The following is a 24880-nucleotide window of genomic DNA, read 5'->3' as shown; positions in this document are numbered from 1 at the left end:
TTACTGCCCCCGCGGGGTCGGCGGCTGCGCGCTTGCGCATCCGTCATCCGCGATCAGCAACACACCGCGAAAACAAAAAGCACCACCCGGCAGCCAGGACGGCGGCGCCGAACAACCCGCACGGTGCGGGTCTGCAATCCACTCTTAAGCCAGGCCGCGTTGGCCCGGCGACTGAAACCTGTTGGGAGTTTCACATGGCAAACGCCTCCAGCACTTACAGGAAGGCTCTTGAAGGTCATCAGCAACCGAAAAAGGTTCTGGTGAAAGTCGATCGAGTCACCAAGAAGTTCGACGAAACCACCGCAGTGGACGATGTGTCCCTGGAGATCCATCAGGGCGAAATCTTCGCCCTGCTCGGCGGCTCCGGCTCGGGCAAATCGACCCTGCTGCGCATGCTCGCCGGTTTCGAACGGCCGACTGAAGGACGCATTCTGCTCGACGGTGTCGACATCACCGACATGCCGCCATACGAGCGGCCGATCAATATGATGTTCCAGTCCTACGCCCTGTTCCCGCACATGACTGTTGCGCAGAACATCGCCTTCGGCCTCAAGCAGGACCGTTTGCCGGCCAGCGAAATCGACGCCCGCGTCGAAGAGATGCTGCGCCTCGTCCACATGACCCAATACGCCAAGCGCCGCCCGCATCAATTGTCCGGCGGCCAGCGTCAGCGCGTCGCCCTCGCCCGCTCCCTGGCCAAGCGTCCGAAGCTGTTGCTGCTCGACGAACCGATGGGCGCACTGGATAAAAAGCTGCGTTCGCAGATGCAGCTGGAGCTGGTGGAAATCATCGAGCGCGTCGGCGTGACCTGCGTGATGGTGACCCACGACCAGGAAGAGGCCATGACCATGGCCGAGCGCATCGCGATCATGCACCTGGGCTGGATCGCCCAGATCGGCAGCCCGGTCGACATCTATGAAGCACCGGTCAGCCGCATGGTCTGCGAATTCATCGGCAACGTGAACGCCTTCGACGGCACCGTGGTCGAGGACCTCGAAGGTCACGCGATCATTCACAGCCCGGACTTGCAGCAAAAGATCTACGTCGGTCATGGCGTCAGCACCTCGGTGCAGGACAAGTCGATCACCTACGCGATCCGCCCGGAAAAAATGCTGGTCAGCACGATCAAGCCGGAGACCCGCTACAACTGGTCCGAAGGCAAGGTGCATGACATCGCCTACCTCGGCGGCCATTCGGTGTTCTACGTCGAATTGCCGAGCGGCAAGATCGTCCAGTCGTTCATGGCCAACGCCGAACGCCGTGGCGCGCGTCCGACCTGGGACGACAAGGTCTACGTCTGGTGGGAAGACGACAGCGGCGTGGTACTGCGCTCATGAGAACCTTCAATCAGCAATTCCTGCGCCTGGTGCCCAGCGGGCGAAAGTTCGTCATCGGCATCCCGTTCATCTGGCTGTTCCTGTTCTTCATGCTGCCGTTTTTCCTGGTGATGAAGATCAGCTTCTCGGAAGCCGCGTTGTCGATCCCGCCGTACTCGGAGATCTACACCTACGCCGAACAGAAATTCCAGTTGTTCCTGAACATCGGCAACTACACCATGCTCGGCGAAGACGAGCTGTACCTGTCGGCCTACCTCGGTTCGCTGAAGGTCGCGGCTCTGAGCACGATGATGTGCCTGGTGATCGGTTTCCCGATGGCCTACGCGATCACCAAGGCCAGCAAAGAAGCGCAAAACGTCCTGCTGCTGTTGATCATGATGCCGACCTGGACCGCGATCCTGATCCGCGTTTACGCGTGGATGGGCATTCTCAGCAACAACGGTCTGCTCAACGCGTTCCTGGTGTGGACCGGGCTCACCGATCACCCGATCGAGATTCTCAACACCAACACGGCCGTGTATATCGGCGTGGTTTACGCCTATCTGCCATTCATGGTGCTGCCGCTCTACGCCAACCTGGTGAAGCACGACGGCAGCCTGCTGGAAGCCGCGCAGGATCTGGGTTCGAGCAACTTCAACAACTTCTGGAAAATCACCGTGCCACTGGCCAAGAACGGCATCATCGCCGGCTGCATGCTGGTGTTCATTCCGGTGGTGGGCGAGTTCGTGATTCCGGAACTGCTGGGTGGCCCGGAGACCCTGATGATCGGTCGCGTGCTGTGGCAAGAGTTCTTCAATAACCGCGACTGGCCGGTGGCGTCCGCCCTGGCGGTGGTGATGCTGTTGATCCTGATTGTGCCGATCCTGCTGTTCAACCGCAGCCAGGCCAAAGAGATGGAGGGACGGGGATGAAACGCTTCGGATTTTCAAAGTTCATGCTGATCTTCGGCCTGATGTTCATCTATCTGCCGATGCTGATTCTGGTGATCTACTCGTTCAACGCCTCGAAACTGGTGACGGTCTGGGGTGGCTGGTCGGTGAAGTGGTACGTCGGCCTGCTCGACAACACTCAGTTGATGGGCTCGGTGGTGCGCTCGCTGGAAATCGCCTGCTACACCGCTGTCGCGGCAGTGGCACTGGGCACCCTCGCCGCGTTCGTGCTGACCCGCGTGACGCGCTTCAAGGGTCGTACATTGTTCGGTGGTCTGGTGACCGCGCCGCTGGTGATGCCTGAGGTGATTACCGGTCTGTCGCTGTTGCTGCTGTTCGTGGCGATGGCGCAACTGATCGGCTGGCCCCAGGAGCGTGGCATCGTCACGATCTGGATCGCCCACACCACGTTTTGTGCCGCTTATGTGGCGGTGGTAGTCTCCGCCCGCTTGCGTGAGCTGGACCTGTCGATCGAAGAAGCGGCGATGGATCTGGGCGCGAAACCGTTCAAGGTGTTTTTCCTGATCACCATTCCGATGATCGCGCCGTCGCTGGCAGCGGGCGGCATGATGTCGTTCGCCCTGTCGCTGGACGATCTGGTGCTGGCGAGCTTCGTATCGGGGCCGGGGTCCACCACCCTGCCGATGGAAGTGTTCTCCGCCGTGCGTCTGGGTGTGAAGCCCGAGATCAACGCCGTGGCCAGCCTGATTCTGCTGGCGGTGTCGCTGGTGACCTTCCTGGTCTGGTACTTCGGCCGCAAGGCAGAAGCCAACCGCAAGCGGGCGATTCAGGAAGCGATGGATCAGACCGCCAACGAATCGTGGCAGCAACCGCAACCTCAACGAGTGGCAGCGACAGCCTGAGTACCGGGTGGCGAGGGAGGCTCTCCCTCGCCACCGATTCACTGAAATTCCGCTTTGTGTTTTGAATGAAGCTTTTGAATAAAAAGAATGGAGTTGTACCGATGAAAATGTTTGGCAGGACTCTGCTGACACTGTCCTTATTGGGCGCAATCGCCACGGGCGCCCAGGCCAACGACAAGGTGCTGCGCGTTTACAACTGGTCGGACTACATCGCCCCGGACACCGTCAAGAAGTTCGAAGACGAGACCGGCATCCGCGTGACCTACGATGTGTTCGACAGCAACGAAACCCTCGAGGCACGCCTGCTCGCGGGCAAGTCCGGCTACGACATCGTGGTGCCGTCCAACAGTTTCCTGGCCAAGCAGATCAAGGCCGGGGTCTACCAGACCCTGGACAAATCGAAGCTGCCAAACTGGAAGAATCTCAACCCGGTGCTGCTGAAAAACGCCTCCGCCAGTGATCCGGGCAACGCTCACGCGTTCCCGTACATGTGGGGCTCGATCGGCATCGGTTTCAACCCGGCCAAGGTCAAGGAAGTGCTCGGCAAAAATGCGCCGACCAACTCCTGGGACCTGCTGTTCAAACCGGAGAACGCCGAGAAGCTCAAGGCTTGCGGCATCAGCTTCCTCGACTCGCCGACCGAAATGATCCCGGCCGCCCTGCACTATCTGGGTTATCCGGTGAACGACAAGGACACCGCGCACATCAAGGAAGCCGAAGCGCTGTTCATGAAGATTCGCCCGAACGTGGCGTACTTCCACTCGTCGAAATACATCTCGGACCTGGCCAACGGCAACATCTGCGTGGCGGTCGGTTACTCCGGTGACGTGCTGCAGGCCAAGGCCCGCGCGGTGGAATCGGGCAACAACGTGGTGATCGACTACAGCATTCCCAAAGAAGGTGCCGGCAGCTTCTACGACATGGTCGCCATCCCCCGCGATGCGGCGAACGTCGAGAACGCTTACCTGTTCATGGACTTCCTGATGCGTCCGGACATCATCGCCGAGATCACCAACAGCAACGGCTACAGCAACGCCAACGCAGCCGCCACGCCACTGGTGGACGAAGCGATCCGCAACGACCCGGGCTCGTACCCGTCGCAGGAAGTGATGGCCACGCTGTACGCGGTGCCGGATCAACCGATTGCCACGCAACGGATCATGACCCGGGGCTGGACCCGGGTGAAACTCGGCAAGTAAACACACATCGATTTCCCGTTCACGCAGCGCCTTACCACCGCTGCACCCTCGCTCTGAACGGCCTCACCTGGCCTCCCTCGGTTCAGGTGAATTCAGGCGCCCTCGGGCGCCTTTTTTTTGTGGGCTCAGGTCAGCGGCCAATCCTGAACAATTCGATAACGGCCCTTGTGGGATTCGAACAGCGCAAAGCGTTCAGCCCGCAGGAAGAACTCCGGTGGCGTGGCGGATTCCGGCTCCGGCGCGCGATAGTCCCGGGCCAGCGTCAGGTGCGGACGATACTCACGCGTCGCCTCTTCAAAACCGAACGGCAGCATCGCCTGCTCCAGTCCGTAAACCAGTCGCAACAATCCCGCAGGTGCCTGCTCCGGCGCCAGCGACAACACCCCGGCACGATGCCAGACCTGCAAACGATCCAGCGAAATTTTCAGCGCCTCGCCCGGCGTGCGCACTTTCGCTGCCGCCTCACAGACCTCACCAATCTGCGCCAACGGCACCGCGCCGAGAAACAGCAACGTCAGATGAAAATTGTCCGCCGGCACCGGTTTGCCGGTACGCAAACCCAGTTCGCTGCGCCACTGGGCAATCGCCTTGCGCTGCGCCGGCGGGCAGTCGAGGGCAAAGAACAGCCGCTTGTACGGTTGATCGCCGCGTGTTTCGTCCGTCATGGCCACCCTCCTTCGTTCGTCGAGATCCCTGGATTCTACACGCCCGTTTCTGGCGACTCCCGGCATGGGGTTTATAGTTCAACGATTGCCATCAACCGGAGGACGTCATGCGCGCAATCCTCAGCAAAGAACCCTGGTGGGCTCGGCCACCGAATCCCGGACAGGATGAGAGCGAACTGGAATGGGGCTGGCTGGTGCACTACAGCGAGGGAGAACCGCGTTTCGAATTCGTGCGCGAGCGGCCGACGGACGAGCAGATTCGCAACCGCAAAGGCTGCCGGATCACCCCGTCGGCGGAGTGATCCGGCTGTTCTGCCTCAAGACTCGAGAATGTTCTTGAAGCCACCGAAGATCATCCGCATCCCATCGAATGGCATCGGATTGACGTCCGGCTGCATGCGCGGATCTTCCATCATTTTGCCCATGCCGGCGTCGCGGGTGGCCTTGTCCGGCCAGACCAGCCAACCGGCCGATACGGTTTCGCCCTCCTTGAGTTTCACCGCCATCGGGAATGAGGTGACCTTGCCGTCCGGCACGTCATCGCCCCAGCCTTGAACCACCTCCAGGGCGCCGTATTCCTTGAACAGTTTCTCGGCGATTTCGCAGTGTTTTTTGTACTGTTCGCGATTGGCGTTCGGAACGGGTGCGACAAAAACATCGATGTAAGCCATGGTCGTGCTCCTGCGGGTTTAGGGATCGATCTGCTGAGTAGTCGACTCGGGCGGATGCCATTCGACAGGTGTGGCGCCCAATCCGACCGACGGTTGCTCTCCCCCGCCCAGATTGCCCTCGACCTGCGCCGCCATGTGCAAGGTACCGGCCATCACGCCGGTCGTCGGGTTCTGCACCAGTTTCAGCCAGGCCTTGTCGAACGTGTTGCCCAGGCTGCTGCGGATCAGCGCTTCGCTGTCCGGGCGATCATTGGCCTGAAGGATGGCGCGGATGCCCGCCACGCCGACCGAGATCACCCCGCCGACAAGTTTGCCGGCCGCCGCCGCCACCGCACTGGCCGCGCCCCGGGGCGCCATCTCCGCCTCCATGCGCTGGCTGGCACGCTTGGCCACCGGGGCCATGCCGGCATCGGTCGAGGCGATGCCCTTGGCCCCGCCTTCGGTGTGGATCTTGTCGATCAGCGCGGCATAGGCCGGTAAGGTGTTCAACGGCTCGGTGCTGACGACCTGATACAGCGAGGCATCCCGGGCCGGCGGCGGGCCGAGGGCAATGGCGGGGATTTTCTGCAAGTGCCCGTTGAGCTGGGCAACGGGCACGCCGTAGCGCTGGGCGATGACCGGCATCTGCTGCGCCATCAGTTGCGCGTAGAACGCAGTGGACTGGGCGAGGATCGCGTCCGGATCGATCTCCTGAGCCACGGGCACCAGCACCCGCTCCTGATATTGCTCCAGCAAATAGGCAGCCAGGCGCTTGGACGAAGCATCCTGCTCGCCCCCGGCGCTGAGGGTGTACCAGCTGACTTTCATCGACAGCCATTCCTGGGTCCAGTAACTGCTGAACCACGGGATGAATTTTTCTTCAGTTTGCTCATAGACGCGAATGCGCCAATGTTCCATCGAACCGCGGGCAAAAGCCTTGACCTGTTCGGTGGACTGCCGGGAAGCCACAACGATATCCCGGTCGATCTGCTGCCAGGTGGCCGGCGAAACCACCACCGCCGGCGCGCTCGCCGGGCCCCGCGCCGAAGTCGCGCAACCGGCCAGCAACATCAGTGCGGCGACGAGCAGCGCACGCAGGTTCACGGTGGCGGTGTCCTTTGGTGGGTCAGATCTGGAGGTAACGACTTGAGTATAGGTGCGGGTTTCAGCCGTTTGTCCGGTTGTATCGATCCTCGATCCGGGCGCGGGATTTCAGCTTTTGTTCCAACCATCACTGACGTCGATGATCACCATTACGACGATTGCCTTCCGCATCAGACGCGTCCGGCGCAGGATTCACCCATCCGAGACACACACCACGAGGAGTTCACATCATGAGTCATACCGTCACCCTCGCCGTGAGCTTCCCGGTCTTCGGCAACAACTATTACGACCAGCATCCGGTGTCGCTGAAGACACAGCCGCTGGTGTTCAACGAAGATTTCGAAGATCTGCTGATGCCCGCTGCGAGCAATCACTTCAGCAATGAAGTGGTGGGCCTCAACGATCAGTTCCGTTTTCTGAGCGACATACTCGCCACCCATTTGCTGGACATCGAGGCCTCCGTGCCTGCGCGATCCAGCGTCCGGGCGAACGCTCATTTTTAATGCCAAGGGGCGTTCCCGTGAGGGAACGCCCCTTTTTGCTCATTACTGGTCGTCGTTATCGCCGCGATGATAGCGACGCCCGTCGCGACGGTCATAGTCGCGATCATCCCAGCGCCGGTCATGGTCGTAATAACGGCCATGATCACGGTCGTAATGCCGGCCATGGCGGTAGTCATCATCAAAGTCCGCCACACAACCGCCCAGCAGTACGGCGGCAGAAACTGTCAGCAACAGGCTTGTTGCACGCATCATTCAGAATTTCCCTAAAACCAAGGTCTTGACGACGGAAGTGGTCAGCGCAGTGCGCGCAGCCACTGATACGACCGGGGAAAAGAACGATGATTCACTGAACACCGACGACCGTTCATCGTCCGGTCTGTCCCGTAAGAACCACTGCAAATGACCTGGAGACGGTTAACTCACCAAGGCAATCAACTGCTGCCGCTGCGCATCGGTCAGCATCGGCCCGAACCCGGCGCCGGCGTTGTCGGCCATGTAACGCGGATTGCCGGTGCCGGGGATTACGCAAGTCACCGCCGTGTTCGAGAGCAAAAACTTCAGCGCCAGTTGCGGCCAGCTGTTGACCTGCACGTCCGACACCCAGCCCGGCAGGGGTTTGCCCTTGAGTCGGGCCAACAGCCCGCCACCGCCAAACGGCCGATTGCAGATCACCGCCACACCCCGTTCACGACACAACGGCAGGATGCGTTTTTCCACGCCACGGTCATCGAGGGCGTAATTGATTTGCAGGAAGTCGAGCGATTCGGCCTTCAACACCGCTTCCACTTCCTCGTAGGCCGAGGGCGTGTAATGGGTGATGCCGATGTAGCGGATGCGCCCTTGTTCCTTCCATTCGCGCAGGGTCGGCAGATGAGTTTGCCAGTCCAGCAGGTTGTGGATCTGCATCAGGTCGATGCGGTCGGTGCGCAGCAGGCGAAAGGAGTTTTCCATCTGCGCGATGCCCTCCTCGCGCCCGCGGGTCCACACCTTGGTCGCCAGAAACGCCGGGGAACGCGGTTCGTGAATCGACAACAGCTCGCCGGTGGTTTCTTCGGCGCGGCAATACATCGGTGAGCTGTCGATCAGCGTGCCGCCCTTCCTGAACAACTCATCGAGCACCGCCGGCAATTGTTTATAGGCCGGTTCACCGGGCGCGACGTCGAAGCCGCGATAGGTGCCCAGCCCTACCAGCGGCAGCAGCTCGGAGCTGGAAGGGATGGCGCGGGTCTGCATGGTCTGGCCTCCTGGGGCACTCGACGACGTGGCGGCAGCCAACGCCCGGTCAAACGTGAAAACGGTCGTTACCCCCGCCGCCAGTTCGAGCAGACGGCGGCGGGAATAGCCCTCAGTGTGGCTCATGCTGGCTTCTCTGTCGGGTGGATCTGTTGCACCTTGTGTGCAGCGGCGGTCACCGGGGAAGGCTCAACTACACTGCATGGGCAAGCCCTCACGCCCCGTTAAAGTTAGTCGAATGTCCAGAATCCTGATGTCACTCGTCGCTTTGCTGCTGGCCCTGTACCTGATCCTGTGTGCAGCGCTGTTCGTGTTCCAGCGCTCGCTGATCTATTTTCCGCAGGCGGGCTCAGTGGATTCGGCGGAATCGCGGATGACCCTGACCATGGCCGATGCGGACATTCGCGTCAGTGTCCGCGAGCATTCCGGGGCACGGGCGTTGATCTATTTCGGTGGCAATGCCGAGGACGTTTCTCGCAATCTGCCGGCGTTTGCCGAAGCCTTTCCCGACTACGCGATCTACCTGCTGCACTATCGCGGTTTTGGCGGCAGCGGCGGTTCGCCGTCCGAAGAGGCGATTGCCCGGGACGCCCTGGGGTTGTTCGATCAGGTGTTTTCCAGGCATCCGCAGATTGCCCTGATCGGGCGCAGCCTCGGCTCCGGCGTCGCGGTGCGGCTGGCCAGTCAGCGGCCGGTGACCCGGCTGATTCTGGTCACACCCTACAACAGCCTCCAGGAACTCGCCGTCCGGCATTACCCGTGGGTGCCGGTGAAATGGCTGCTCAAGGAGCGTTACGAATCCGGCAAATACGCCGAGCATATCCGCGCGCCGACCCTGCTGATGGCGGCGAGCGATGACGAGGTGGTGCCACGGGACAGCAGCGAACGCCTGCTGCGCAATTTCCCGAATGGCGTGGCGATACTGAAAGTGGTGCCGGAGGCGACGCACAATTCGATTTCCGAACGCCCGCAATACCTGCAATGGATGAAGGAAGTGTTGAACCGGTGAGCGGCCACTGCGCAGTTCGTCGGCGTCCGGACAAAGCCACGGGCGCCCCGTGAACCAAGTGCAGAAAGGCCAGTCCTACTCGCGCCGCATTCGCGGTTAACTCCCTGTCAGCGCTGTCTTTTTTCAGAGTCCTGCGTCCCATGCGCCACGCCGTTCGTTCGTCTCGCTTCGTATCGCTGTGCCTGTTGATCCTCTCTCCTCTGCTCGCCCCCTCCGCCCATGCCGGCGCGGAACGACAACTGGCGGCCGCCATCAATGACCTGCGCGCCCATCCGCAACGCTGTGACCGGCGTGCGGGACAACGCCTGGCGCCGCTGGCGCTCAAGCAGAACATTGCGTTGCCCATCGGCTATGGCTACGGCGGCGGGTTGCGCGAGCAGTTGAAATCGTCCGGTTATGCGGCGGTGGCCGTGCGCAGCATCCGCATTGTCGGGGCCGAGGATGCCGAAGAGGCGTTTGATCAATTGCAGGACGAACATTGCAGCGCACTGATCGACGCGCAGTACGCCGACATCGGCATCAGCCGCGCTCGCAGTGAATGGCAAGTAGTGTTGGCGCGGCCGGTGATCGACAGTCGCATGGGCGACAACCGCAGCGTCGGCAAGGCCCTGCTGGCGCAAGTCAACGCCGCCCGCGCCCGGCCCCGGATGTGCGGACGCCAGCGTTTCGCCGCCGCCCGGCCCCTGAGCTGGAACCCGTCCCTCAGCGCCGCCGCCCAGGGCCACAGCAAGGCCATGGCTTACGGCAACTACTTCGCTCACCAGGACCCGGACGGTGACATGCCGGCCGACCGTGCCCGATCCGCCGGCTACCGTGGCCGGCAGATCGGCGAGAACATCGCCGCCGGGCAAAGTTCTCCCGGCAGCGCGATGGCCGGCTGGCTCGCCAGCCCCGGGCACTGCGCCAACCTGATGAACCCGATGTTCACCCAGGTCGGCGCCGGTTTTGCCAGTGATGCCCGCAGTGACAACGGTGTGTACTGGACGATGCTGTTCGGCGCGCCTTGACGCCTCACTTCGGCCGGCGCACCGCCCGTACGCTGCTGGTATCCCCGCCGCCACAGTAGAAGCGTTCACCGCCATCGGCCTCCAGTCCCGAGACGCCGATGCCGCTGGGCAACGCGAGGCTTTCGAGAACTTCGCCGTTGCCCGGATCGACACGCCGGATCTCGCTTTCATCGCCCTCCCACGTCCCATGCCACAGCGCACCGTCAACCCAGGTCACGCCGGTGACAAAGCGGTTTGACTCCAGCGTGCGGAGGATCTTGCCGGTTTCCGGGTCGATCTGATGGATCTTGCGCTCGCGATACTGTCCGACCCACAACGTGCCCTCGGCCCAGGCCATGCCCGAATCGCCACCACCGCCAGGAGCCGCGATGGTGTGGAGCACTTTGCCGGTGGCCGGATCGATCTTGTGGATACGGCGGTCGGCAATCTGATACAGATGCTTGCCGTCGAATGCCGTGCCGCCATCGGCTCCGGTCTTGATCGTGCGCACGGTTTCGCCGCTGGCCGGGTCCAGCGCATTGAGCTGGCCGTCGCTGGCGAACCATACCTGTTGGCCGTCGAAGGTCACACCATGGACGCCGTGGATGCCTTCGAACGGGCCGTATTCACGAAGGATTTCTGCGTTTGCCTGTTTCATTTCGGTTGCCTCGTTGAGTGGTGAGTCCAGCCTAGCCATTGCCCAACGACACCGGGAGTAACAAGATCGTCGCGAAACCCGGCACCGGCGGAGTCAGCCAGCGTCGCGCACGGCCGACACCGAATGCCTGGGCCTTGCCTTGCGCGGCCAGGGTTTCCAGCACCCGTTGTATCTGGCGCTGACTACTGCCCAGCGCAAGCGCCAGTGCCGAACTCGACCATGCCTCGCCGTCGGCGAGCAGGGCCAGCAGTGCCGCGTGCTTGTCTTCGAGGGGTAACGTCAGCAGCGCCACGTCTTGCGCGACCAGCGCATAGCCACGGGAAGTTGCAGTGATTCCGGCCAACGGTTGCAGTGCGGCGCGCAGCCGGCCGATCTCGACCCGCAAACGGACGCGGTGGGATTCATCATCGAGTTTCAAACGAAAGGCCTTGGCGATCAGCGTCTCTCGGGGAACATCCCCGGGCCAGGCTTCAGCGAGCAGTTGTAGCAGATTGAACAACACCGGTCGGGTTGCCAGCGCCACCGTCCTGCCGGCACCGCGCACGCTGTAGCGACAGGCATCCACCACCAGCGTCGCAGACGCAAACAAGGCTTCGACCTGTGCGAGCGTGACCGTTTTCACGTCACCGGCAATGCGCAAACGGGCGGCGGGAGCGTCGAGGGTTTGCCGGGCGTGTTCGATCTCCGCCAGCAGCGCCGGAATGTCGGCCAACTGCGCCGCCCGTTGCGCACGCTCCAGCGCCGATTGCGCCTTGTGCGCCTGCACTCGCCGCAGCGCGATCCCGGCTGACATCAGTTCATGGGCGGCGCGCAAGGCCGGGGGTAACGGTGCTGGGTCCTGTTCATCGAGCAGCGCGTCAGCCTCATTCAGCTGCCCGATCAACAACAACCGACGAATCTGCAGATAGCGCGCGTGTGCCGCATTGAGCCGGTCACCGTGATCCTGCAAGACCTGCCGCGCCGCCTCCAGCGCCTTCACCGGCCAGCCCAGATCCCGCGCCGCCAGCGCCACTTCCGCCTCGGCCACCACGCAGCGCGCCCGGGACAAGGGCTCGTTGGTGCCGAACGCTTTTACCGCCCGTTGCAGCAATGCCTTGGCCCGCGCCATGTCGCCGAGCTGGGCCATGGCGATTCCGCGTAAGGCCAGGGCGGGAGGGTCTTCACGCAGAGCCACGAAATTCAGCGCCGCCAAAGGGTCACCCGCCGCCAGGGCGCGGCCGGCGGCGTTGATCAGTGAGTCCATGGAGGGTTCGACATGGCAAGGCTTCCGGTATCAGATCCTGGGTGGAGTCTAATACCGAATGCGGTTTTGTCTGGATGCTCGTGTGACTGCGTGCTCAGCCGAGGATACCGGCGTCCTTGAGCAACGCCTGCAAACCGACGGGCACCAGCGGTGATTGCTCAGTGAAACTCAAACTGCCCTGCCAGGTTGCAGTGAACGGAGAGCCGTCACTTTCGTGACCGACGATCTGCAATTGCTCGTACACCTGCGCGTCTTCGAAACGGGCGTCATACACCTGAACCATTTCATGCCCCGGTTTACCGTTGTAGACGAAGAGGCTTTCAAGCGTCCCGAGCAGCCGCAGATCCTTCATGGAAAGACCCAGTTCCTCCTGCACCTCGCGCACGATGGCCTCGCGGCTGGTTTCGCCAAACTCGATGCCACCGCCGATGGGCCGGTAGAAGGTCTGGTCTGCGACCGAGTCGTGGAAGCGGTTAACCAGAATCTTGCCGTTGTGCTGAAAGACACACAGTGCAAGTGCGCGAATACGCTGCTCAGCCATGGGGTGAGGTCCGTTTGCAGGATGAAAGGCCCGGCATTAGATCACACGCCCCAGAGGCGCTGCTTCAGGTAATCTGCGGTGGTTTGAAAGGGAATACAGCCAATCACGGAGTCGATTATTTGAAACGTCTAGCCTGCTATCTGCTTCTGCCCCTGCTCTCGGCCTGTAGCACGGGCCCTTACCTGAATCCGCAATCGACTGTCGGTCAGAACGCGTTGCTGATCAGAACGTGCCCCGGCCCTCACCAGGCAATGAGCTACACGACCAAGTCAGAAGAGCTCGATTGGGTGCATCTGTTGGTCTATGCAGCGCTGCCGGGGACGCCGACCAGACCTGATTATCATCACAGCACCGATACTGAAGTGCGCATGTACGCGTATCTTTATACGCCCCCGTACATGCGTAACCTGAATACACCGGAACAGTGGAAAACCGCCTACAGCACGCCCGAACCGGCCCTGTGGATCAGCGCGGCTTCGCCAATGGCCACCGTGCAACTGGCCAATGGCAAGTCCTACCAGGTCAGCATCGAACGCTTGAAAACCGGTTTCGACCCGCGTGAAAAAGGGCTGGATCTATATTCCCCCGGAACACCCCTGGGCAGCGGCGAAATGGACGATTTCATCCTGAAGCTGCCGGAGCTCTTCCTGAACGGAGAGAAAATCCCGACAGCGCCGATCCATTTCAAAAAGCATGAAGAGCGTTACATACCGGTACTCAACTGCTGATCGTCAGACCGGAGAAATCGTCGCCAGAACGCCGATCATGATGGTCAACACGAGAAAGCCGCCGAGGAAAAACGCCATCTTAGCCATGAAGGCCTCCTGAATACTGAATGTCCGGCGCACCGGGTGCTTCGGAATGAAGCGCGTCGCGTATGGCCGAACGGCAAGGGTATTTTGGGCCTATGGCTGAGACGGTTACAGATGCAGATTCAACCGGAAAAAGCGGATCAGATGGATTCGGCCCGCGCATGTGTCGATATTCAGACCGGTACAGAGGGTTTCCATTGCGCCGCTTTGATCTAGAGTCATGGGCGCCGCGCCAAGAACAACAAAAAATACAGGAGTGAAACCATGTCCGAACTGAACCTGCATCCGAACGCCGCCGAATCCCTGAACCGCTGGCACGACATGATCCGTACCGGCGACCTGAAGGCCCTGCCCGACTTGCTCGATCCGCAAGCCGTGTTCCGCTCGCCGATGGCCCACACGCCTTACCCCGGCGCACCGGTGGTCTCGATGATCCTCAACACCGTGTTCAACGTATTCGAAGACTTCAAATACCACCGTGAGCTGGCAACGGCGGATGGCTTGAACGTGGTGCTGGAATTCAGCGCGAAGGTCGGGGCGAAAGAGCTGAAAGGCATCGACATGATCCGCTTCGATGAACAGGGGAAGATTGTTGAATTCGAGGTGATGGTGCGGCCGTTGAGCGGGTTGCAGGCGTTGGGGGAGGAAATGGGGCGGCGGTTGGGGGCCTATCTGGCCACCAAGACCAACTGATCCTAATACCTGCCTCGGGATACCATGTGACTATTATCGCCTACCTGACTTTCTGATCACCGCTCCACGTAAAGAGATGAAACATGTCAAAAAGGGATGAATTCCTGAGCCCTGTCAAAAGGGCGCTTGCTGAACGAAGCGGCTTTAGATGCTCCTATCTTGGCTGCTCCAAGGCGACAGTCGGACCGAGTGAGGAGTCCGACATCGCCGTTGCCCGGACAGGTGTTGCCTGCCACATCACCGCAGCGGCAGAAGGTGGAAAAAGATTTGATAAAGACATGAGTGAGGAGGTGCGAGCCTCCATTTCCAACGGTATATGGATGTGTTCATCCCACTCTGTCGAGATAGATCGAGACGCCGCACGTTATACCGTAAACGTACTGCAACACTGGAAAGAAATTGCAGAAGCAAAAGCCGATTATGCCAAGACCCACGGCTGGAAGCATTTCGACAACGATAGCTACTTCCCGGTGAATAACCTGGCAGACATTGACTTGAGCCTTGATAGGACTTCAAACACAAACAACCTGATCGGCAACTCGATTCTTGACAGCTGTCTCCCGAATATCTGGGGGCAGAAGCAATCAGTCATCACGAGAGACTTGTTGATCGAGCTTTACAGAAACGCCTTCAAACACGGGAACGCTACCCGATACGAGATGAAAATCTCAGCCAAAAAAATCGAAGTACAATACGACGGCGATGAATTCAACATTTTCAACCTTCTGTCACATGAGAAGGCTGATGGTGGCGCGGATACACTGACGGAAATCATTGAAGATTACAGGGACGATATCGTAGTCAACTATGTTTTCGACGGCGAAAATCGCGTGACAATTCATCAGGTTCATGACTTCAGCGAACTTGCTGCAACCTTACCTTGTGTCATTGAGCTTAATGAATACGATGATGAGAAGACCGTTGATTCGTTGAGCATTCACGAAAAATGCGGAGCATTATATATTTTGCTGCCGATGCACTTCTGTCGTTCCGATGTAAACGAACTCAGCTCTAGCCTCTCGGCGATACAACCGAATGGAAAACCGGTTTTCATTGTTGGATCCGCCGTATCGGACAGGACTAAAAAAGCCCTTATTGCCAGGTTTCCCTCCTTCACCTTCATACAAAAATAGCGACGCCTCCAGACACTGGCCATCCAGGTATGAAAAAGCCCACTGAGCCTTAACGGCTCAGTGGGCTTTTTTCACTACAAGACAAATAATTCATTAACCCCGACTATCAGCGGGGAAGGTGAATTACAGAGCCATGTCACGTGCAGCGTTTTCTTTCGGAGCCTGTGGCTTTTCAGCCGAAGCAGGTGCCGCCGCAGGTGCAGCCTGGCCAATCACCGGTGGGGTTGGCAGTTGCAGGATCTTGGCGGTGTAGGCCCACTCTTCGGCCACTTTGGCCGGATCGTTGTTCAGCTGGGTGCCGTAGCTTGGAACGATCTGGTGCAGCTTGGCTTGCCACTCAGGGGTAGCGACCTTGTCCTTGAAGACTTTCTGCAGCACGCTCAGCATGATCGGTGCAGCGGTCGATGCGCCTGGGGATGCGCCCAGCAGACCGGCGATGGAGCCGTCTTTCGAAGCAACGATTTCGGTGCCCAGTTTCAGCACGCCGCCAGCGGCTTCATCACGCTTGATGATCTGCACGCGCTGGCCGGCTTGCCACAGGCGCCAGTCTTCGGCTTTCGCGTTCGGGAAGTATTCCTTCAGCGCGTTCATGCGGTCTTCATCCGACAGCATCAGTTGACCGGCCAGGTACTCGACCAGCGGGTATTCCTTGATGCCGACCTTGGTCATAGGCCAGATGTTGTGGGTGGTGGTGCTGGTCAGCAGGTCCAGGTACGAACCTTCTTTCAGGAACTTGGTGCTGAAAGTCGCGAACGGGCCAAACAGAATGACGCGCTTGCCGTCCAGGACACGGGTGTCCAGGTGCGGAACGGACATCGGAGGCGCGCCAACCGACGCTTTACCGTAGGCCTTGGCCAGGTGCTGCTCGGCGATGGCCGGGTTATCGGTCACCAGGAACGAGCCGCCTACCGGGAAGCCAGCGTATTCCTTGGCTTCTTCGATACCGGACTTCTGCAGCAGGTGCAGGGCACCGCCGCCGGCGCCGATGAACACGAACTTGGCGTCGGTTTCAGTCTTGGTGCCGTCTTTCAGGTTCTTGTAGCTGACGCGCCAGGTGCCGTCGGCGTTCTTGGTGATGTCCTGTACTTCGCTCGACAGTTTCAGATCGAAGTTAGGCTTGGTCTGCAGGTAACCGGCGAACTGGCGGGTGATTTCGCCGAAGTTCATGTCGGTTCCCAGCGGGCTCCAGGTGGCCGCGATTTTCTGGTTCGGGTCACGCCCTTCCATCATCAGCGGAACCCACTTCTTGATCACGGCCGGGTCTTCGGAGTACTGCATGCCGGCGAACAGCGGGCTCGCCTGCAGGGCTTCGTAGCGCTTTTTCAGGAACTTGATGTTGTCATCGCCCCACACGAAGCTCATGTGCGGAGTGGTGTTGATGAACGAGCGAGGGTTCTTCAGAACGCCTTGCTGAACCTGCCAGGCCCAGAACTGACGGGAAACCTGGAACGCTTCGTTGATCTCGACGGCTTTCGGGATCGTTACGTTGCCTTTGTCGTCTTCCGGGGTGTAGTTCAGCTCGGCCAGTGCGGAGTGACCGGTACCGGCGTTGTTCCAGCCGTTGGAGCTTTCCAGGGCGACGCCGTCGAGGCGCTCGACCATTTCCATCGACCAGCTCGGTTCCAGCTCATTGATCCACACACCCAGGGTGGTGCTCATGATGCCGCCGCCGATCAGCAGGACGTCGACTTTCTTTGCTTCTGCGGCATTGGCGGAAGACATCCCCATCGCCAAAGCCAGCCCCAGCAAGGCTGTGTTCACTTTTTTAAACATCTGTTGCACCTATGATAAAACGCCTTCCGCCCGCCGCTGTTGTGCGTATGCGTTCCCCTTTTTTCGCGACACTCAGGCCAGCGTCGCGGGTTCCGGCACACTTCAATTTTGACGGGTGGGCACACAAGGCCGACAGGCTGCGTCGACCTCAGTTATATGTCCCTTCTGAACTGACTTTTTATCATTATTGGCTTCAGCTACTTGAGCGACAGGGGTTCGGTCGGCCCGCCAAAAAGCGCGCCAGACTGAATTAGGTCAAACCAAGTGGCGCGAAGAATATCACGTCAGGGCAAACCCGCGCGTCTGTTCCCGACTTGATGGTCTTTATCCGCCTGATGACTTATCGGCTGACGTCCGCCGAACATGACCCCGGCGAGGCCTCTGGCTGAAGCCTTTCAGCGATTTGACCGTCCTTTCCCCGCTCGTCTGCAGCCTTGCAGTTGTTACAAATGAGGTTGACGGCACCCGCCTCACAACCGGAACCGATCCACCGACTGCGCCAGCCGCCCCGCCAGATTCGACAACTCGTCCGTCGTATTCGCCGTCTCGCCGATCACCTTGCTGTTGCCTTCCGACATGCCGGCGATCATCTCCACCTGATGGGCGATTTCGTTGCTGGCCTGGCTCTGTTCGCCGATGGTACGGGTAATGTCGTTGACCAGTTGCGTGGTGTTCAGGGTGGCGTCGAGGATTTCGCGAATGGCGCGTTCGACATCGGCGGTGACGGCCATGCCCTTGTCGACCTGGGCCACGCCCGCCTCCATGCTGCTGACCACTTCGCGGGTGCTGTTCTGGATGCGCGCGACCATCGCGGCGATTTCCTGGGTCGAGGCGCTGGTGCGGGCTGCCAGGCTGCGCACCTCATCGGCAACCACCGCAAACCCTCTGCCCTGCTCACCGGCCCGGGCCGCTTCGATGGCCGCATTGAGCGCCAGCAGATTGGTCTGGTCGGCGATGCTCTTGATCACCTGGATGATATTGAAGATGCCTTCGGACTCATGGTCCAGGGTGCGGATCACCTGTGCCGACTGCTGGGCGGAGCGGGCGATGTCATCCATGTCGCTGACCACTTGATGGATCACCTGTCCGCCGTTCTTGGCCAATGACTCGGCCTGATTCGCCATGCTCAGGGCCCGCTCGGCGTGGCGGGTGATTTCCTCGATGCTGGCGGTCATCTGGCTCGCTGCAGCGGCCATGGTGCCGGCAGCGGTGCTTTGTTGCTGGCTGCTATCGGCCACCCGATGGCAGCCGTGGCTCAGTTGTTCGCTCATGCCACTGACGCCGTGGGCATTGCGCCGCACCACGTCGATCATGTCCCGCAGGTCTCGCTGCATGGTCGCCAGGGTGCGGATCAACGTGCTGGCTTCGTCTTTGCCGGAAGGCTCGGCGATCGGCTCGCCGAGGTTGCCATGGGCAATGCTTTCAGCGATGCGGCTGGCGGTTTTCAGCGGGCCGGTGATGCTCAGGATCACCCAGCGCCCCTGAACCAACAGCAGCAACAGGCTGGCGATCAGCACGATGCCGAGGGCGATGTTGGCGTTGCGGATCGCCGTTTCGGTGCCCTGGCTGGTCTGCCGGGTGTTGGTTTCGATCAGCTCACTCAGAGACGCCATCTGCTCTTCGAGCTGGCTGAACGCAGCGCTGAAGGTGCCGATTTCCTGTTGCGCCGTGTCGGGATTGTCCAGCGCCAGCCCGACAATCCGCTCGCCCGCGTTGATGTAAGTGTCGAGGCTTGGCTTGATCTGCTCCAGCGCGGCCCGGATCGTGGCGTCGAGCGGCAGTTTCAGATTTTCGCCCAGCACCTCGCGAAAATGCCCGGCGTGTTCCTCGACCGAACTGCGCACTTCGTCCGCCGTGCCGGTGCTTTTGCCCAGCCCCACCAGCATGGCCGAGTAGACATCGGCGCGCAGGGCGTCGTGCATCATGTCGGCTTCCATGTGATTGCGCAGTGCGCTCATGCTCACCGCATTGGCACTGACTGCCGAAGCCATGCGCTGGTTTCCGACATAACTGACCAGGCTCACGATCAACGCCGTCAGCAGGCTGGTCGCAATCAGCAGCACCAAACGCAGTTTGATCGACACGTGATTTCCTCCCTGGTCGCGCCGCACAGCGCTTTCAACGCTTCAGTTAAGCCTATTTCCGCGAACCCGCCGGGTTAGAGCGTCTCAAGGTATGTCGTCACATCCGGTAAAGAAGAATACTGTGCGGCAGTTATCGGTTTGCAGCCCCGAGAACTTGTTCCGGCGCATGGAACTCCCGAGCCACGCCGCACCTCTCACATTATGTGGTACTTCCTTTTCGCTTTACGCTGCTGGAGGAACACCGTCATGCGTCGTTTATTACTCGTTTCGTCTCTTGTGCTCTGCCTGCCTTTTGGCTCGGCCTTCGCTCGCGTGGATGCGGGGGATGTCGCCACTTCGGCCGGTGTTTCCGCGTCGCTGTATTCCACCTTCAAGGATCACAAAATGGTGATTCCGGCCCGTGACGACCTGTCCGCATTCGTCGCCAGCGGCGGTGCCATCCGTGGCGCGTATCTGGAATCGGCGCTGCAACAGGTTCGTCAGGAAAACCCGGGCTTGAACGCCAGCGATGAAGAGCTGGCCAATGCGATCCTGGTCCACTACGAAGGCCTGTCGCAGTAACAGCCGCACGCTCGACGACGGTGGCTGACGGATTTGCCACCTCTGCGTTCTGCCGATGGACGGCAGCCGGGCGACCATGGGCAAAACCGTCGAACGGCCTCTATGATGGAGGCCATGACGATTGCTGCCCCGCTCCGCTCCCCCTGCCCGCCCGGCGCCTGCATCTGCGGGCGCGATCCGTTGCTGGAAATGCCCGGTGCGGATTTGCGCATTCTCTTGCTCACGCGGCAGGAGGAAAAGCGCCTGCTCGAACGCCTGGAAAACCTGCAAAGCCTGGCTGACCTCGAACGCCTGCAACAGCGGATGTTCGAACAGTTGGGGATTCGCATGGCCATCGCCCCGGGCTTCAACGAAGTGCGGACCATGCGCGGCATCGCCATCGAAATCGATGAGCTGCCGGGGATGTGCCGCAAGACCCGTCAGGCGATCCCGGCCGCCATTCGCCGCGGGCTGGAGAAACACCCCGAGATCGCCTTCGAACTGCTCAACGCCCACGACTTGCTGCGCGACGCCTGATCACATTTTCAGGCCGACCCGTTTGCGCATCTCGGCGGTAATGCTCTGGCGGGTTTTCTTCATGTCCGCCCAGGGTTCATCGCCGACGTCCGCCAGCCGTTCGTGGACGTTATGAATATTCCACTGATTGCCGCCCTTGATCGCCTTCACTTCATCGACAAACAACGGCACCGACACCGGCAGCCCTTCGCGGGTCCGCGCGGCGTAAGCACAAATCGTGGTGGCGCCGAGCCCGTTGCGCAGGTAATCGATGAAGATCCGCCCCACGCGGTTCTTCGGTCCGGACACCGCCGAAAACCGCTCCGGCAATTGTTTGGCCATGTGACTGACGATCGCATGGCTGAAATCCTTGACCTCGTCCCAACCGTGCTTGCGAATCAGCGGCACCACCAGATGAATGCCCTTGCCACCGCTGGTCTTGAGGAATGCCCGCAAACCCAGTTCATCCAGCACGGTCAGGGTCAGGGCGGTGGCTTCGACCATGCTTTTCCAGGGCAACGCCGGATCCGGGTCGAGGTCGAGAACGAAGCGGTCGGGTTTTTCCAGATCCACCGTGGTGGCGTTCCAGGTGTGCAGTTCGACGGTACTCATCTGCACCGCACCGATCAGCGCTTCGGCGTTGTTGATCAGCATCATCGGTTGGCCGGTCAGTTCCTTGTCCAGCGTGCGGATGCCGGGGATCGCCAGGTGTTCGGCGTTCTTCTGGAAGAACAGTTCGCCAGCGATGCCGTCCGGGGCCCGCACCAGCGCCACGGGCCGATCCTTGAGCTGCGGCAGGATCCACTCGGAGACGCTGGCGTAATACTCGGCCAGTTGCATCTTGGTGGTGCCGCTGCTGGCGTCGATCACGCGGTCGGGGTGGGTGATGCGCACCTTGCCGTCGGCCAGGCCGGCTTGGGACGGCGAGGTAGATTGAGCCTTTGAGGTCTTCATGGGTTTGGCGCGCTCCTCGGTGATGTCCTTGGCCGGTTTGTCATCACGCAGACCATGGAACACGGCATGGCGCACCGAACCCTCGCGGGTCATTTCGGCAAACGCCACCTCGGCCAGCAAACTCGGTTTAAGCCAGTGCACCCCCTTGGCCTCGAAACCACTGGGCGGGTTGGCCAGCGCAGACTTTTTCGCCCGCAACGGTTTGAGCCGGGCTAGCACTGTTTTCAGGGTGGCCTCGTTGAAGCCGGTGCCGACCTTGCCGGCATATCGCAATTCACCGCTGTCGCGATCGTGCAGACCCAGCAACAAAGCACCAAAGGCACTGCGCGAACCCTTCGGATCGGTGTAACCGACGATCACGAATTCCTGGCGATGTTTGCACTTGAGTTTGATCCAGTCGCTGCTGCGCCGTGACACATAGGGCGAGCCGAGACGTTTGCCGATCAAGCCTTCCATTTGCATCTGGCAGGCGCTGTTGAGCAAGGCCTCCGGGGTTTCGTCAAACGCTTCAGAGAAACGCAGCAACGGACTCTTGTGCGCCTTCAATATCGTGGCCAGCGCCGCGCGCCGTTCTTCCACCGGGACTTCGCGCAGGTCGACACCGTTGAGGTATGGCAGGTCGAACAGGTAGTAAAGGATGTCGCTGCTGCGACTGTCGTCGAAGGCGTTCTGCAGCGCCTGAAAGTCCGGAATGCCGTTTTCGTCGGCAACCACCACTTCACCGTCAAGCCACGCCGACTCCAGCCCCAGCGCTGCAAGTGCCTGGGCCTGCTCCGGCAGTTTGTGCGTCCAGTCATGGCCGTTACGGGTGAATAACTGCACGTCGTCATGATCGATGCGCGCCATGATCCGGTAGCCATCGAATTTGATTTCGTAGCTCCAGTCACCGGCCGGAGCGCTGTCTACCAGCGTCGCCAATTGCGGTTTCAGCTGTGCGGGGATTCGCGCCTTGTGCGCACCGACAAGCTTGCCCGAGGCGGGTTTGCGCGCGGGCTGTTTCAGTGGTTTGACTTGCCTGGCGTCGAGCTTCGGTTTGTCGACGAGGGTGCGTTCGCTGAGCACGCTGTCCGGCTCGGCGACCAGCACGTCGTAATCGCTTTGCGGCCGGGCGGCGCTGTCCTGGTGCTTGATCAGAAACCATTGTTCCTGCTTGCCCGGCATGTGGGTGCGCACCAGATTCCACACCCCGCCGAGCTTCTCGCCCTGCAACTCGAACTTGAGCTTGCCCTTGGTGTAGGCCTTCTGCGGATCCTCCAGCGGAATCCACACGCCGCGATCCCAGACGATCACATCTCCTGCGCCGTAATGCCCCTCGGGTATGTGGCCTTCGAAGGTGGCGTAATCCAGCGGGTGATCCTCGACATGTACTGCCAGGCGCTTGACCTTGGGATCCAGCGACGGCCCCTTGGGTACCGCCCAGCTTTTGAGCGCGCCGTCCAGTTCCAGGCGAAAGTCGTAATGCAGGTGCGAGGCGTCATGCTTCTGAATGCAGAACTGCAGCGCGTGATCGGCGCCAGTCTTTTTGCTTCGGCGCTTGACCGCTGCCGGTTCCGAGGTCGCCGAGAAGTCGCGCATGCGGTTGTAGTCGTCGAGGTTCCTGTTCATGGCGGCTCCGGCTGCAGTCTGGTGCTGTTATGCAGAAGAGCGACGCCTGACCGGAAAAATTCAATCGACGTAAAAAAGCCCCGGACGGATGGAAACGTCCGGGGCCCGGGTGTTGACGTGTCTCAGGCGGTGCCTTTGGCCTGCTGCTCCAGATGCACCTGCAACTCGGGATCGATCTGCAAGGCCGCCGCCAGTTCATCGAGGTAATTGCGCTCGGCGTCCTGCTGGTCGTCCACCAGCATCACGCTGGCGATATACATTTCGGCGGCCACGGCCGGATCGTTGTTCGCCGCCTGCGCGACTTCCCGGGCATCGAGGGGTTTGGCGACTTCAGCGTCCAGCCATTGCTGCAGGTTGGGGTCGTCGGTGTGGCGGCCGATTTCGCTGCTGATCAACTGCTTCTCCGAGTCGTCGATCCGCCCGTCGGCCTTGGCCGCCGCAATCAGTGCGCGCAATACCGCGTGGCTGTGCTCCTCGACTTGCGGGCCGGCCAGCAGGTCCGCGGTCTGCGGTGTCTGCTGCGGCGCGGCCGACGCCTGACTGCGTTGCCAGGCCTGATAGGCCTGGAACGCCATCATGCCCAGCGAGGCCAGGGCTGCGTAGTTGGTACCGCCGGAGCGATTTTGCGTACCACCGCCAAGCGCCCCGCCCCCCAAGCCGCCACCGCCGAGCAATCCTCCGAGCAGGCCACCCAGTCCGCCGGCAGGCGCACCGCCGCCGCTGGTGCCACCGCCACCGAGCAGGCCACCCAGCAAACCACCGAGCCCGCCCAGGCCATCGCCGGCCGAGGCGCCACTTTGTTGTCCCGTCGAGGCCTGGCCTCGCAGCAGTTGTTCGAGCAGATCACTGGTGTTCATGACGTCATCCTCAGGCAAAAGCGTAACGGCGTCAGGCAACGATAGACCTGCGCACGGGTTGTGCCAGCACCGTTTGGCTGACGCTGCTGCGGGGAAGCGATTTCGGCGTCGAAAAATTTTCCCGGCCAGCTAAGATTCATGAAGGATGAACCTTATCCCGGCCCGACCGGTCGATAGCTGCAAACCCGACCCGGTTGGCCGCCACCCTTGTTGCTCAAGTGTGATTCCCGGCTTGCTTCACTTTCTGGAGAACGCCCCTGTGATATCGACCGTCCACATTGCCAGGCTCAAGGCCTGGGGCGCCCATGGTTTCACCGCGACCGGCGTGGTCACCGCCTTCCTCGCCACCCTCGCCCTGCTGGAAAACCAGCCGACCCACTGCCTGATGTGGCTGGGCGTGGCGCTGATCGTCGACGGCCTCGACGGAGCGCTGGCGCGCAAGGTCAACGTGCAGTCGGTGCTGCCGAGTTTCGACGGATCGATCCTCGATCTGGTGATCGATTACCTGACCTACGTGTTCATTCCGGCGCTGTTCATCTATCGCTACATTCCCCTGCCCGACTACACCCTGCTGCTGACCGTGTCGCTGATTCTGGTGTCGTCGCTGTTCTGCTTCTGCAACGTCAACATGAAGAGCAAGGACAACTACTTCGTCGGTTTCCCCGCCGCGTGGAACGTGGTCGCGCTGTGCCTGTACATCATCGCTCCGGGGCCGTGGATCACCTTCCTGACCGTGATCGGTCTGGCGCTGCTGACCATCACCCGGATGAAATTCCTGCACCCGTTCCGCGTGCGCCGCTTCATGCCGATCAACATCGCGGTGACGGCGATATGGCTGTTGTGCAGCCTGTCGCTGGTGCTCAACCACCCGGTCATCAACCCGCTGGTGATGGGTTTGTGGTTGCTGGCGTCGGCGTATTTCCTCGGCATCTGCATCTGGCGCACGGCGCTGGAGTGGTTTGATGCTTCGCACTTGAAATAGAAACCCCGTGG

Annotated in this window: 26 protein-coding genes and 1 pseudogene; 14 read left to right on the top strand and 13 right to left on the bottom strand. The window is 60.8% G+C overall.

The window, feature by feature from the left end; translation table 11 throughout:
• Positions 1 to 194 precede the first annotated feature (194 nt).
• The 4 genes from potA to M5B98_RS17570 all read left to right on the top strand — a co-directional run bounded on the left by potA (position 195) and on the right by M5B98_RS17570 (position 4328).
• Complete coding sequence (gene potA / locus M5B98_RS17585) at positions 195 to 1337, top strand: polyamine ABC transporter ATP-binding protein (RefSeq protein WP_007957110.1); 1143 nt, start codon at positions 195 to 197, stop codon at positions 1335 to 1337.
• The gene (locus M5B98_RS17580; RefSeq protein ID WP_248743428.1) at positions 1334 to 2248 is read left to right on the top strand and encodes an ABC transporter permease subunit; all 915 of its coding nucleotides are present in this window, start codon (positions 1334 to 1336) and stop codon (positions 2246 to 2248) included. Before potA ends, M5B98_RS17580 begins: the two co-directional genes overlap by 4 nt.
• Complete coding sequence (locus tag M5B98_RS17575; protein WP_085708655.1) at positions 2245 to 3129, top strand: ABC transporter permease subunit; 885 nt, start codon at positions 2245 to 2247, stop codon at positions 3127 to 3129. The genes M5B98_RS17580 and M5B98_RS17575 overlap by 4 nt, the downstream gene beginning before the upstream one ends.
• A 101-nt stretch (positions 3130 to 3230) precedes the next feature.
• Positions 3231 to 4328 carry a polyamine ABC transporter substrate-binding protein gene (locus tag M5B98_RS17570; protein ID WP_085708656.1) on the top strand — a complete coding sequence of 366 codons (1098 nt, stop codon included), beginning with the start codon at positions 3231 to 3233 and terminating at the stop codon, positions 4326 to 4328.
• A gap of 125 nt (positions 4329 to 4453) precedes the next feature.
• On the opposite strand, the gene thpR is transcribed toward M5B98_RS17570, so the two are convergent.
• Positions 4454 to 4993, bottom strand: a complete 540-nt coding sequence (thpR, locus tag M5B98_RS17565) for an RNA 2',3'-cyclic phosphodiesterase (RefSeq protein WP_248743427.1) — start codon at positions 4991 to 4993, stop codon at positions 4454 to 4456.
• Positions 4994 to 5100: 107 nt separating this feature from the next.
• Between thpR and M5B98_RS17560 the strand changes: the two genes are divergently transcribed.
• Positions 5101 to 5295 carry a hypothetical protein gene (locus M5B98_RS17560; protein ID WP_248743426.1) on the top strand — a complete coding sequence of 65 codons (195 nt, stop codon included), beginning with the start codon at positions 5101 to 5103 and terminating at the stop codon, positions 5293 to 5295.
• Positions 5296 to 5310: 15 nt separating this feature from the next.
• Here M5B98_RS17560 and M5B98_RS17555 read toward each other — a convergent pair whose 3' ends face one another.
• Both M5B98_RS17555 and M5B98_RS17550 read right to left on the bottom strand, forming a co-directional pair.
• Positions 5311 to 5664: a DUF1428 domain-containing protein gene (locus M5B98_RS17555; protein WP_085708658.1), complete on the bottom strand. Its 354-nt coding sequence runs from the start codon at positions 5662 to 5664 to the stop codon at positions 5311 to 5313.
• Between the two features lie 18 nt (positions 5665 to 5682).
• Entirely contained in the window at positions 5683 to 6747 is a 1065-nt protein-coding gene (locus tag M5B98_RS17550; RefSeq protein WP_248743425.1) for a hypothetical protein, read from the bottom strand.
• 230 nt (positions 6748 to 6977) lie between these two features.
• On the opposite strand from M5B98_RS17550, the gene M5B98_RS17545 reads away from it, so the two are divergent.
• Complete coding sequence (locus M5B98_RS17545; protein ID WP_114882235.1) at positions 6978 to 7250, top strand: hypothetical protein; 273 nt, start codon at positions 6978 to 6980, stop codon at positions 7248 to 7250.
• A 42-nt stretch (positions 7251 to 7292) separates the two neighbouring features.
• Here the strand turns inward: M5B98_RS17545 and M5B98_RS17540 are convergent, their stop codons facing one another.
• Positions 7293 to 7502, bottom strand: coding sequence for a hypothetical protein (locus tag M5B98_RS17540; RefSeq protein ID WP_085708661.1), 210 nt, complete (start codon positions 7500 to 7502; stop codon positions 7293 to 7295).
• A 162-nt stretch (positions 7503 to 7664) separates the two neighbouring features.
• Positions 7665 to 8609 (bottom strand): aldo/keto reductase, encoded by a 945-nt coding sequence (locus tag M5B98_RS17535; protein WP_248743424.1) that lies wholly within the window; start codon positions 8607 to 8609, stop codon positions 7665 to 7667.
• A 112-nt stretch (positions 8610 to 8721) separates the two neighbouring features.
• Between M5B98_RS17535 and M5B98_RS17530 the strand changes: the two genes are divergently transcribed.
• Both M5B98_RS17530 and M5B98_RS17525 read left to right on the top strand, forming a co-directional pair.
• Positions 8722 to 9492, top strand: a complete 771-nt coding sequence (locus tag M5B98_RS17530; protein WP_248743423.1) for an alpha/beta hydrolase — start codon at positions 8722 to 8724, stop codon at positions 9490 to 9492.
• Between the two features lie 140 nt (positions 9493 to 9632).
• Positions 9633 to 10499 (top strand): CAP domain-containing protein, encoded by an 867-nt coding sequence (locus M5B98_RS17525; protein WP_248743422.1) that lies wholly within the window; start codon positions 9633 to 9635, stop codon positions 10497 to 10499.
• 4 nt (positions 10500 to 10503) lie between these two features.
• Here the strand turns inward: M5B98_RS17525 and M5B98_RS17520 are convergent, their stop codons facing one another.
• The 3 genes from M5B98_RS17520 to M5B98_RS17510 all read right to left on the bottom strand — a co-directional run bounded on the left by M5B98_RS17520 (position 10504) and on the right by M5B98_RS17510 (position 12920).
• A complete protein-coding gene (locus M5B98_RS17520; protein ID WP_248743421.1) occupies positions 10504 to 11136 on the bottom strand; it encodes a PQQ-binding-like beta-propeller repeat protein in 633 nt (210 codons plus the stop codon).
• Positions 11137 to 11167: 31 nt separating this feature from the next.
• Positions 11168 to 12379 (bottom strand): helix-turn-helix domain-containing protein, encoded by a 1212-nt coding sequence (locus tag M5B98_RS17515; protein WP_248743420.1) that lies wholly within the window; start codon positions 12377 to 12379, stop codon positions 11168 to 11170.
• A 94-nt stretch (positions 12380 to 12473) separates the two neighbouring features.
• The gene (locus M5B98_RS17510; protein WP_248743419.1) at positions 12474 to 12920 is read right to left on the bottom strand and encodes an NUDIX hydrolase; all 447 of its coding nucleotides are present in this window, start codon (positions 12918 to 12920) and stop codon (positions 12474 to 12476) included.
• A gap of 119 nt (positions 12921 to 13039) precedes the next feature.
• Between M5B98_RS17510 and M5B98_RS17505 the strand changes: the two genes are divergently transcribed.
• The 3 genes from M5B98_RS17505 to M5B98_RS17495 all read left to right on the top strand — a co-directional run bounded on the left by M5B98_RS17505 (position 13040) and on the right by M5B98_RS17495 (position 15558).
• Positions 13040 to 13648, top strand: coding sequence for a hypothetical protein (locus M5B98_RS17505; RefSeq protein WP_248743418.1), 609 nt, complete (start codon positions 13040 to 13042; stop codon positions 13646 to 13648).
• Between the two features lie 348 nt (positions 13649 to 13996).
• On the top strand, positions 13997 to 14425 hold the full coding sequence (locus M5B98_RS17500; protein ID WP_248743417.1) for a nuclear transport factor 2 family protein: 429 nt from the start codon (positions 13997 to 13999) through the stop codon (positions 14423 to 14425).
• Positions 14426 to 14508: 83 nt separating this feature from the next.
• Positions 14509 to 15558 carry a hypothetical protein gene (locus M5B98_RS17495; protein WP_248743416.1) on the top strand — a complete coding sequence of 350 codons (1050 nt, stop codon included), beginning with the start codon at positions 14509 to 14511 and terminating at the stop codon, positions 15556 to 15558.
• Between the two features lie 123 nt (positions 15559 to 15681).
• Here M5B98_RS17495 and mqo read toward each other — a convergent pair whose 3' ends face one another.
• The 3 genes and pseudogenes from mqo to M5B98_RS28900 all read right to left on the bottom strand — a co-directional run.
• Positions 15682 to 17331: a malate dehydrogenase (quinone) gene (gene mqo, locus M5B98_RS17490; RefSeq protein ID WP_248743415.1), complete on the bottom strand. Its 1650-nt coding sequence runs from the start codon at positions 17329 to 17331 to the stop codon at positions 15682 to 15684.
• Positions 17332 to 17801: 470 nt separating this feature from the next.
• Positions 17802 to 18527, bottom strand: coding sequence for a methyl-accepting chemotaxis protein (locus tag M5B98_RS28905; protein ID WP_412548798.1), 726 nt, complete (start codon positions 18525 to 18527; stop codon positions 17802 to 17804).
• Between the two features lie 129 nt (positions 18528 to 18656).
• Positions 18657 to 19415 (bottom strand): annotated as a pseudogene (locus M5B98_RS28900) (MCP four helix bundle domain-containing protein); the annotation flags it as partial.
• Between the two features lie 246 nt (positions 19416 to 19661).
• Between M5B98_RS28900 and M5B98_RS17480 the strand changes: the two are divergent.
• On the top strand, positions 19662 to 19976 hold the full coding sequence (locus tag M5B98_RS17480; RefSeq protein WP_114882220.1) for a DUF2388 domain-containing protein: 315 nt from the start codon (positions 19662 to 19664) through the stop codon (positions 19974 to 19976).
• A 114-nt stretch (positions 19977 to 20090) separates the two neighbouring features.
• Entirely contained in the window at positions 20091 to 20492 is a 402-nt protein-coding gene (locus M5B98_RS17475; protein WP_248738921.1) for a hypothetical protein, read from the top strand.
• On the opposite strand, the gene ligD is transcribed toward M5B98_RS17475, so the two are convergent.
• Complete coding sequence (gene ligD, locus M5B98_RS17470; RefSeq protein ID WP_248743413.1) at positions 20493 to 23030, bottom strand: DNA ligase D; 2538 nt, start codon at positions 23028 to 23030, stop codon at positions 20493 to 20495.
• A 122-nt stretch (positions 23031 to 23152) separates the two neighbouring features.
• Positions 23153 to 23887 carry a tellurite resistance TerB family protein gene (locus M5B98_RS17465; RefSeq protein WP_248743412.1) on the bottom strand — a complete coding sequence of 245 codons (735 nt, stop codon included), beginning with the start codon at positions 23885 to 23887 and terminating at the stop codon, positions 23153 to 23155.
• A gap of 259 nt (positions 23888 to 24146) precedes the next feature.
• On the opposite strand from M5B98_RS17465, the gene pcsA reads away from it, so the two are divergent.
• A complete protein-coding gene (gene pcsA / locus M5B98_RS17460; RefSeq protein WP_085733149.1) occupies positions 24147 to 24869 on the top strand; it encodes a phosphatidylcholine synthase in 723 nt (240 codons plus the stop codon).
• Positions 24870 to 24880 lie beyond the last annotated feature (11 nt).

This window comes from Pseudomonas sp. MWU12-3088 (genome assembly GCF_023242405.1).
GTDB lineage: Bacteria > Pseudomonadota > Gammaproteobacteria > Pseudomonadales > Pseudomonadaceae > Aquipseudomonas > Aquipseudomonas kribbensis.
The sequence above is the reverse complement of the archived record's forward strand: the minus strand, read 5'-3'. Positions and strand labels throughout refer to the sequence as shown.

Coding starts and splice junctions, on each gene's coding strand:
- potA (WP_007957110.1), top strand. CDS start 195: ATGGCAAACGCCTCCAGCACTTACAGGAAGGCTCTTGAAGGTCATCAG.
- M5B98_RS17580 (WP_248743428.1), top strand. CDS start 1,334: ATGAGAACCTTCAATCAGCAATTCCTGCGCCTGGTGCCCAGCGGGCGA.
- M5B98_RS17575 (WP_085708655.1), top strand. CDS start 2,245: ATGAAACGCTTCGGATTTTCAAAGTTCATGCTGATCTTCGGCCTGATG.
- M5B98_RS17570 (WP_085708656.1), top strand. CDS start 3,231: ATGAAAATGTTTGGCAGGACTCTGCTGACACTGTCCTTATTGGGCGCA.
- thpR (WP_248743427.1), bottom strand. CDS start 4,993: ATGACGGACGAAACACGCGGCGATCAACCGTACAAGCGGCTGTTCTTT.
- M5B98_RS17560 (WP_248743426.1), top strand. CDS start 5,101: ATGCGCGCAATCCTCAGCAAAGAACCCTGGTGGGCTCGGCCACCGAAT.
- M5B98_RS17555 (WP_085708658.1), bottom strand. CDS start 5,664: ATGGCTTACATCGATGTTTTTGTCGCACCCGTTCCGAACGCCAATCGC.
- M5B98_RS17545 (WP_114882235.1), top strand. CDS start 6,978: ATGAGTCATACCGTCACCCTCGCCGTGAGCTTCCCGGTCTTCGGCAAC.
- M5B98_RS17540 (WP_085708661.1), bottom strand. CDS start 7,502: ATGATGCGTGCAACAAGCCTGTTGCTGACAGTTTCTGCCGCCGTACTG.
- M5B98_RS17535 (WP_248743424.1), bottom strand. CDS start 8,609: ATGAGCCACACTGAGGGCTATTCCCGCCGCCGTCTGCTCGAACTGGCG.
- M5B98_RS17530 (WP_248743423.1), top strand. CDS start 8,722: ATGTCCAGAATCCTGATGTCACTCGTCGCTTTGCTGCTGGCCCTGTAC.
- M5B98_RS17525 (WP_248743422.1), top strand. CDS start 9,633: ATGCGCCACGCCGTTCGTTCGTCTCGCTTCGTATCGCTGTGCCTGTTG.
- M5B98_RS17520 (WP_248743421.1), bottom strand. CDS start 11,136: ATGAAACAGGCAAACGCAGAAATCCTTCGTGAATACGGCCCGTTCGAA.
- M5B98_RS17515 (WP_248743420.1), bottom strand. CDS start 12,379: ATGGACTCACTGATCAACGCCGCCGGCCGCGCCCTGGCGGCGGGTGAC.
- M5B98_RS17510 (WP_248743419.1), bottom strand. CDS start 12,920: ATGGCTGAGCAGCGTATTCGCGCACTTGCACTGTGTGTCTTTCAGCAC.
- M5B98_RS17500 (WP_248743417.1), top strand. CDS start 13,997: ATGTCCGAACTGAACCTGCATCCGAACGCCGCCGAATCCCTGAACCGC.
- M5B98_RS17495 (WP_248743416.1), top strand. CDS start 14,509: ATGTCAAAAAGGGATGAATTCCTGAGCCCTGTCAAAAGGGCGCTTGCT.
- mqo (WP_248743415.1), bottom strand. CDS start 17,331: ATGTTTAAAAAAGTGAACACAGCCTTGCTGGGGCTGGCTTTGGCGATG.
- M5B98_RS28905 (WP_412548798.1), bottom strand. CDS start 18,527: ATGGCCGCTGCAGCGAGCCAGATGACCGCCAGCATCGAGGAAATCACC.
- M5B98_RS17480 (WP_114882220.1), top strand. CDS start 19,662: ATGCGTCGTTTATTACTCGTTTCGTCTCTTGTGCTCTGCCTGCCTTTT.
- M5B98_RS17475 (WP_248738921.1), top strand. CDS start 20,091: ATGACGATTGCTGCCCCGCTCCGCTCCCCCTGCCCGCCCGGCGCCTGC.
- ligD (WP_248743413.1), bottom strand. CDS start 23,030: ATGAACAGGAACCTCGACGACTACAACCGCATGCGCGACTTCTCGGCG.
- M5B98_RS17465 (WP_248743412.1), bottom strand. CDS start 23,887: ATGAACACCAGTGATCTGCTCGAACAACTGCTGCGAGGCCAGGCCTCG.